Here is an 8,334-nt window from a genome sequence, read left to right as displayed (position 1 = left end):
TGCCGGCGAATTCGCGCCGGAGAACCGGCTGGCGCGGCCGGAAGATGCCGAACATGAGCCGCCCCCCGACGAGATTGATGACCCCCGGGAACGCGGCCGCACGCAGCCGCCAGTCGGCGGTGTTGACGCCAGCCGCCGCGACGCGGACGAGGATCTCGCCCTTGCCTGGGACGGGGCGCGCGATCTCGGCGAGGCCGATGACCTCGGGGCCTCCGTAACGGGTGTAGAGCGCGGCTTTCATGGCGGGTGTCCTTTCCGGCTTGGGTGGCAGCGACATAACCCATGCGCCGCGACGCAGTAATTGACGAAATCCGCAGAGAACCCATACGTTGGCGCATGGATTGGAAGAGCATCGCCTTCGACTGGAACCGCGCCCGCGCCGTCGTGGCGACCGCCGAGGCGGGCTCCCTCTCGGCGGCGGCGCGGGCGCTCGGCATGACGCAACCGACGCTCGGGCGGCAGGTCACGGCCTTCGAGGAGGATCTGGGCGTCACCCTCTTCACCCGCGCGGGCAAGCGGATGGAGCTGACGGAGGCGGGGCTTTCCCTCATCGACCACCTGCGCGGCATGGCGGAGGCGGCGCACGCCGCCGCGCTCGCCGCCAGCGGGCAGAGCCAGGAGATCGCGGGCGTCGTCACGGTGACGGCGTCGAACCTCTACGCGAGCGCGCTTCTCCCGCCGATCCTCGCCCGCATCCGCGAGGAGGCGCCCGCGCTCCGCATCCAGGTGATCGCGACGAACGCCATCCGCGACCTCATGCGCCGCGAGGCTGACATCGCGATCCGCCACGTCCGCCCCGACCAGCCGGACCTGACCGCGCGGCTCGTGGCCGAGGACGAGGCCGCGCTCTACGCCACGCCCGAGCTTCTGGCGCGGGGGCCGCTCGGGACGCTGCCCTTCGTGGGCTACGGGCTCGAGGACACCTATCGCGGGATGCTGGCCGAACGCGGCCTCGATGTCCCGCCCGAGAATTTCGCCTTCCTCAGCGAGGACAGCCACGTGCAGCTCGCGCTTGCGCGGGCGGGCCTGGGTGTGGCCGCGATGCCGACATGGATGGGCGACCCAGACCCCGCGCTCGTCCGCGCGCAGCCGGACGCCCCGCCGCTCGTGACCTTCCCCATCTGGCTCGCTGCGCACCGGGACCTGCACACTTCGCGCCGCGTGCGGCTGGTGTTCGACCGCCTCGCCGAAGGGCTGGGCCGGATCGGGCGGGCCACCTGACGAAAACGTCCCCGCAGGTGGGGAAGACCCTGCGGGGATGATGCTGATGAAATCTCTCTGGGTGTCGATGTCCCGCGATCCGACGAGCGAACCGCGCTCGAAATCGCCTTCCGTCTACGGCCGGCCAACCCCGCCGACCCGAGGCCGGTTCCCCTCCGGCGGGGGCGGCCGGATGACAAGTCGTTGCGCCCACCGGGCATCCTGCAACATGCCGTGAGCATCTACCGGCAACACCACCGAAAACCCGGCGAAGGGGGCACCCTCGCGGCAGCGCCGCGAGGGACGGTTTCGAACGGCGTGCGCCTCACATCGGCGGGATCGCGAAGAACATCGTCTCGCCCGAGTGATCCTCGACGCCGTCGTTGTCGGTCGAGACCCACATCGTCCCGTCCTCCGCGATGGCGAGACCCTCGACCTTGTCGAGCACGTAGCCGCCGGTCGAGGTGAGGTAGGGCATGAGGTCCACGACCGTTTCGGGGGCGAGCACCGCCGGCGTCTCGCCGAGCGCCACCATCCCCTCCATCGCGGCCAGCGGCACGCGGGTGATGAGCTTGGTCACGGCCGCCCCGGCGAGCTGGTTGTCGCGCTCGACGAAGTAGAGGTGATCGCCATGGGCCACGATCTCGCTCAGGCCCACCCAGCCGGTCGCGGGCTCGGTCAGCGGGTAGTGGATCACCGACCATTCCTCGGTCCCGAGGTTGTAGCCCAGGACCTTGGCGTGGTTCGCCGGATCGTCGCGCCAGGGGCGCTGCACCGCCAAGTAGAGCATGTCGCCGACGCGGGTGATGCCCTCGAAGCCGAAGCGGGTCTCGACGGCCAGCAGCTCGTTCGGCAGCGCGATGGTGTCCTTGATCGCCCCGTCCGCGCCGATGTGGTAGATCGCGTGCGGGATGATCCGGTCGGACCGCCCTTCGGACGCGACCCAGAAGCCGCCCTCGCCATCCAGCGCGATGCCCTCCATGTCCATCAATTGCGCGGGCTGCCCCTCGCGCGTGACGCGGATGGCGTCGACGATCCGGGCGGGGGTCTGGCTCACGTCGATGTGGAAGATCGTGGGCTGCATGCCATAGAAGCTGTCGGAGACGGCGAAGATCGTTCCGTCCTCGGCCATCACCTGCCCCGAGATCGCACCCCAGCCGATCAGCCCGTCCGTTCCCGCGCTGGTCAGATGCGGATAGACGGCGGGGGCCGACTGGTATTCGTAGATCATCACATGCGCCGGGGCCGCGCCGTCGCCGCGCCCGTCGAACTCGTTCGCGGTGGCCAGCAGGTTGCGCTCCGGGATCGCGATGACGCCCTCCGGCGAGATGCCCGAAGGCAGGAACTGCGCCAGCACGGGCGCGGCGGGATCGGTCATGTCGTAGACGCCGACGACCGAGCCGCGCTCGGACAGGAGGAACAACATCGGCACACCGCCGAAGGTGCCGAACTCCATGCCCTCGGGCTCGACGCCCTTGTTGCCCGAACGCCCTTCGGGATAGTGGCCGATCTCGGCCACGGCGTATTCGAAGGCGAGGCCGCTTTCGAACACCACGGTCCCGTCGCGGCGGAACACGGTGAAGCCGCGGCTGCCGCCGTCCATGTCGCCCTCGTTGGCGACGACGAAATGGTCGGCGTCGATCCACTGGAGCGCGTCGGGCTCGCGCGGCACGTCGGCCAGCGTGCCGTCGAAGGTCAGCGCGCCCTCTTCCTCGGTGTCCACACCCTCGAGCGTCACGGACCCGGCGTGGAAGTGGCTGAGGACCTCGCCGGCGGAGGACACGACGACGATGTGGTTGTTTTCCTGCAGCGTCACGGCGATGTCGCCGCCCGCGTTCACGTCGACGAACTCGGGCTCGGGGTCTTCCGGCGCGATATCGGCCAGGCCCGTCAGCTCCACGCGGATCTGCTCGGCGCAGTCCATCGCCCCGCCATCGCCGAGCGGCTGGATCACGAGATGGCCGGCCGGCATCTGCGGCACGCGGCCGTCGCCGGCATCCTCGTCGCGCTCGTTCTCGATCGCCACGGTGATGAAGCTGCCGTCGGGCGCGACCGCCGTGCTGTCGGGCTGCCCGCCGAGATCGCAGGAGGCGAGGACCTCGCGCGTGCCCGCGTCGATCGCATGCAGGACGCCCGAGGGGTTGGTGAAGCTCTCCGAGGTGTTCTCGGCCACGAAGACCGTCTGACCCAGCGCGGACACGGCCGTCGGCTCGCCGTTCGGCAGCGCGAAGGTGCCGGCCGCGACGGGGTTCGCCGGGTCGGTGATGTCGATGAAGCCGATCACGCCCGCGGGGCTGTCGGAATAGATGAGCGTCATGCCGTCGCCGGTTGCGGCGATGATCTCGGCCGAGGTCTCCTCGGCGTCGGGCGTGTTCGCCGCGACCGGGAAGGACGCGATGCGGTTGAAGTTCATGTCCTGCGCCAGCGCCGGGCCGGCCAGCAGGGCAAGGGCGGACGTCAGCGTCACGAAACGAGGCGTCATTCGGGGCTCCCCACGGGTTGTCATGCCGGAGGTCTGTCGCCCAGACGCATGACAACCACGTAACGGACACGTAACGGGCCGATGAAACGGAAGCGGCGCCCCGAAAATCCGCGATCAGAGCACGTTGTGCTCCGGTCCGTAGGGGAAGCCGGTGATGTTCTCGGCCCCGTCCTCGGTCACGATCAGGATGTCGTGCTCCCTGTAGCCGCCCGCGCCGGGCTGCCCCTCGGGGATGGTCAGCATCGGCTCCATCGACACGACCATGCCGGGTTCCAGCACCGTCTCCACGTCCTCGCGCAGCTCGAGCCCCGCCTCGCGGCCGTAGTAGTGGCTGAGGATGCCGAAGGAATGGCCCTAGCCGAAGCTCCGGTATCGCAGGAGGTCGCGCTCGGCCAGGAAGTCGTTCAGCCGACGGGTGATCTCGGCGCAGGAGAGGCCGGGGCGGATGAGCGAGAGGCCGAGCTCATGGGTCGCGACATTCGCCTCCCAGACGTCGCGCGAGGCCGCGTCGGGCTGCCCGAGGAACAGCGTCCGCTCGAGCGCGGTGTAGTAGCCCGAGATCATCGGGAATGTGTTGAGGCTGAGGATGTCGCCCCGGTGCAGGCGCCGCCCCGTCACCGGGTTGTGCGCGCCGTCGGTGTTGGGGCCCGACTGGAACCAGACCCAGGTGTCGCGATACTCGGCCTCGGGGAAGCGGCGGGCGATCTCCAGCTCCATCGCGTCGCGGCCCGCCATCGCCACGTCGATCTCGCGCACGCCCTCGGCGATGGCCGCGCGGATGGCCTGGCCGCCGATATCCGCCACCGCCGCGCCCGCGCGGATCAGGTCGCGCTCGGCGTCGGACTTCACCATCCGCTGCCGCATCGTGGCGGGCGCGAGGTCGACCGTGCCGCGCGGACGCAAGAAGGCGCGGAGCCTGCCCATCTGCGCCATGCTGAGGTGATCCTCCTCCACCCCGAAGGTGCGTCCGGTTCCCGCCACATGCGCCACCGCGCGCCAGAAGTTGTCGCGTTCCCAGTCGGTGTAGGTGATGCCGTCGCAGGCCGCGCGCCGCCACGGCTGGCCGCCATCGATTCCCGCCGAGACGACGACCGCCTCCGACGCCGTGACGACGAGCGCATAGGGCCGCCCGAAGGAACAGTAGAGGAAGCCCGAATAGTAGGCGACGTTGTGCATCGAGGTGAGCACCGCGGCCTCGACACCATGGGCATCCATGATCGTGCGCAAACCCATGAGGCGCGCCGCGTATTCGGCCTCGGTGAAGGGCAGAGGGGCCTTGGCGCCGTTGTGGAAGCGGAAGAACTGCGGTCGGGATCCGGTGGTCATGGGCAGGGCCCTCCTGATCTGCGGAGGCCCCGGCGTACAGGGCGGTCTGACGGTGCAACGGGGGCGACGCCATCGCCCCCGGTCGCGCCCATCAGACCGCGCCCGCGCGCCTGCCGCAAGTCCCCTCTGGCCAGTCCGGAAAGCCCCCACTAACGTCGCGCCATGTTGCGTTACGTCGCCACCCGTGCCCTGTCCCTCGGCCTCAGCCTCGTGGTGGCGAGCGTCGTGATCTTCGCGCTGATCGAGGTCATCCCCGGAGACCCGGCGAGCTACATGCTCGGCATGAACGCGACCGACGAGACGCTGGCCGCGCTCCGGGCCGAGCTCGGCCTCGACGGCTCCAAGGTCGAGCGGTACTTCGCCTGGGTGGGCGGCATGCTGACGGGGGATTTCGGCACCTCCTACACCTACCGCGTGCCGGTGTCGGAGCTGGTGCTCGACCGGCTCTGGGTGTCGCTGCCGCTGGCGGTCTACGCGCTCACGCTCTCCACGCTGATCGCCTTCCCCATCGGCATCCTCGCCGCCGCGAACCGGGGGCGGGTGCTGGACTACGGCATCATGGGCGGCACGCAGCTCGGCATCGCGATCCCGAACTTCTGGTTCGCGATGCTGCTCGTCCTGCTTTTCGCCGTCACGCTGCAATGGTTCTCGGCCGGCGGGTTTCCGGGGTGGGAGGACCCGCTCCTCGCCATCAAGTCGCTGACGCTGCCGGCCGTGGCGCTGGCGCTGCCGCAGGCCTCGATCCTCGCGCGCGTGATGCGCTCCGCGCTGCTGGAAACGCTGGGACAGGACTACATCCGCACGGCGCGCGCCAAGGGCCTCTCGCGGCGGCAGGCGGTGCTGCGACACGCGCTCAAGAACGCGATGATCCCGGTCCTCACGATCATCGGTCTGCAGTTCTCGTTCCTCCTCGCGGGGGCGATCATCATCGAGAACGTGTTCTTCCTGCCCGGCCTCGGGCGGCTGATCTTCCAGGGGATCACGCAGCGCGACCTCGTGGTGGTCGAGTCGGTCACGATGCTCCTCGTCTTCGCGGTGATCCTCGTGACCTTCCTCGTGGACGTGGCCTATGCCCTCGTCGACCCGAGGCTCCGCCGCAGATGACGCGCGTGCCCCCCGCCCTCCTGATCGGCGCGGTCATCACGGCCGTCTTCGTGGCCGTCGCGGGCCTCAGCCTGTTCTGGACGCCGCATCCCGTCACCGGCGTCTCGATCGCCGAGCGGCTCCAGCCACCAAGCGCGACCTATCCCCTCGGCACCGACCAGCTCGGCCGCGACCTCGCCTCGATGCTGATGATCGGCGCGCAGACCTCGATCGCGGTGGCGCTGATCGCGGTCGGCATCGGCATCGGCCTCGGGGTGCCGCTCGGCCTGGCCGCCGCCGCGAACCGGGGGAGCCTCCTCGACGAGGTCATCATGCGGGGCAACGACCTGATCTTCGCCTTCCCCTCGCTGGTGATCGCGATCCTCATCACCGCGCGCTACGGGCCGTCGGCGACGAACGCCATCCTCGCCATCGGGATCTTCAACATTCCCGTCTTCGCCCGCGTGGCGCGGGGCGGCGCGCTGTCGCTCTGGACGCTCGACTACGTGCTCGCCGCCCGCGCCTCCGGCAAGGGGCGGCTGCGCATCTCGGTCGAGCACATCCTGCCGAACATCACGAACCTCCTGATCGTTCAGGCGACGATCCAGTTCTCGCTCGGGATCCTGGCGGAGGCGGCGCTGTCCTACGTGGGCCTCGGCGCGCAACCGCCCACGCCGTCCTGGGGGCGGATGCTGTCGGAGGCGCAGACGATGATCTACACGCACCCGATGCTGGCGGTGCTGCCGGGGCTCGCCATCGTGCTCATGGTGCTGGGGCTGAATCTTCTGGGCGACGGGCTGCGCGACGCGCTCGACCCGAGGCTGCGGAGGCGGGAGGCGTGATTATTCGTACGAATAATCACATGGTGCGGATTTTCGTACGAAAATCCGGGGTGGCGCCATGATCGGGCTCGAGCGTCTCGACGTGTCGATCCACGGCACGCCCATCCTGAAGCGCGTGTCGCTTGACATCGCGCCGGGCGAGGTCTTCGGCCTCGTCGGCGAGAGCGGGTCCGGCAAGTCGATGACGGCGCTGGCGCTCATGGGCCTCCTGCCCGAGGGGGCGGAGGCGCGGGGCGCGATCCGCCTCGACGGGCGGGATCTCGCGGCCCTGCCCGAGCGCGACTGGTGCGCCGTCCGGGGTAACGAGATCGGCATGATCTTCCAGGAGCCCATGACCGCGCTCAACCCCGTGCAGACCATCGGCGAGCAGGTGGCGGAGACGCTCCTGATCCACGGCACGCCCTCACGGGCGGAGGCCGCGCGGATCGCGCGCGACCGGCTCGACCGCGTGGGCCTGTCGCACGTGGGCATGGACGCCTATCCCCACGAGCTTTCCGGCGGACAGCGGCAGCGTGTCTGCATCGCCGCGGCCATCGCCCGGCATCCCCGCCTCCTCATCGCGGACGAGCCGACGACCGCGCTCGACGTCACCACGCAGGCGCAGATCCTCGACCTCCTGAAGGGGCTCGTGGCGGAGGAGGGCATGGCGCTGCTCCTCATCACGCATGACCTCGGCGTGGTGGCCGACATGGCCTCGCGCATCGCGGTCATGCGCGCGGGCGAGATCGTGGAGACGGGGCCGACGGCGCAGGTCCTGGCCGAGCGGACGCATCCCTACACGCGCGCCCTTCTCGCCGCCTCGTCCCACGTGCCCGACCGCAGGGCCGAGCCCCGGCCCGAAGCCCTCCTCGAGGTGCAGGCGGTCCGCCGCGAGTACCCCGGCCGGCGCGAAGGCTTCCGCCGGGGGCCGCCCGTGGTCGCCGTCGATGGCGTCTCCTTCGCGCTCGACGAGGGAGAATCCCTCGGCCTCGTGGGCGAGTCGGGCTGCGGGAAGTCGACGCTGACGCGCGCGATCCTCGGCCTCGACCCGGTGCAGGGGGGCGACATCCGCCTGTTCGGGCAGTCCATTCTCCCGCACATGCCCCGCAGTCTCCGCGCCGGGATCCAGGTCGTGTTCCAGGACCCCTACGGCAGCTTCAACCCGCGCTGGCGGGTGGAGCGTCTGGTCGGCGAACCCTTCCACCTCCTCGATGCGCAGCCGTCGCGCTCCGAGCGCCGCGACCGGGTGGCCGAGGCGCTCGCCGCCGTGCACCTGCCGCCCGACGCCATCGACAAGTATCCGCACGAGTTCTCGGGCGGGCAGCGCCAGCGCATCGCCATCGCCCGGGCGCTGATCACACGGCCCCGGATCATCGTGCTGGACGAGGCGGTCTCGGCGCTCGACGTGTCGGTGCGGGCGCG

5 protein-coding genes and 2 pseudogenes are annotated in these 8,334 nt (G+C 70.3%); 4 read left to right on the top strand and 3 right to left on the bottom strand.

Features of this window, described 5'->3' with window-relative positions:
- Positions 1-241: pseudogene (locus tag ACTS11_RS12570) on the bottom strand (NAD(P)-dependent alcohol dehydrogenase); the annotation flags it as partial.
- 95 nt (positions 242-336) lie between these two features.
- Here ACTS11_RS12570 and ACTS11_RS12565 point away from each other — a divergent pair.
- Positions 337-1,221: a LysR family transcriptional regulator gene (locus ACTS11_RS12565; RefSeq protein ID WP_442640656.1), complete on the top strand. Its 885-nt coding sequence runs from the start codon at positions 337-339 to the stop codon at positions 1,219-1,221.
- A 304-nt stretch (positions 1,222-1,525) separates the two neighbouring features.
- On the opposite strand, the gene ACTS11_RS12560 is transcribed toward ACTS11_RS12565, so the two are convergent.
- Positions 1,526-3,682, bottom strand: coding sequence for an esterase-like activity of phytase family protein (locus ACTS11_RS12560; RefSeq protein ID WP_442640655.1), 2,157 nt, complete (start codon positions 3,680-3,682; stop codon positions 1,526-1,528).
- A 114-nt stretch (positions 3,683-3,796) separates the two neighbouring features.
- A pseudogene (locus ACTS11_RS12555) lies at positions 3,797-5,008 on the bottom strand (aminopeptidase P family protein).
- Positions 5,009-5,170: 162 nt separating this feature from the next.
- Here ACTS11_RS12555 and ACTS11_RS12550 point away from each other — a divergent pair.
- The 3 genes from ACTS11_RS12550 to ACTS11_RS12540 all read left to right on the top strand — a co-directional run.
- Complete coding sequence (locus ACTS11_RS12550; RefSeq protein WP_442640654.1) at positions 5,171-6,112, top strand: ABC transporter permease; 942 nt, start codon at positions 5,171-5,173, stop codon at positions 6,110-6,112.
- Complete coding sequence (locus tag ACTS11_RS12545) at positions 6,109-6,933, top strand: ABC transporter permease (RefSeq protein WP_442640653.1); 825 nt, start codon at positions 6,109-6,111, stop codon at positions 6,931-6,933. Before ACTS11_RS12550 ends, ACTS11_RS12545 begins: the two co-directional genes overlap by 4 nt.
- Positions 6,934-6,991: 58 nt before the next feature.
- Positions 6,992-8,334 (top strand): ATP-binding cassette domain-containing protein (locus ACTS11_RS12540; protein WP_442640652.1); only part of this gene is annotated, 1,343 nt, incomplete at its 3' end.

Source organism: Roseicyclus sp., assembly GCF_052168335.1.
Lineage (GTDB): Bacteria > Pseudomonadota > Alphaproteobacteria > Rhodobacterales > Rhodobacteraceae > Roseibacterium.
The sequence above is the reverse complement of the archived record's forward strand: the minus strand, read 5'-3'. Positions and strand labels throughout refer to the sequence as shown.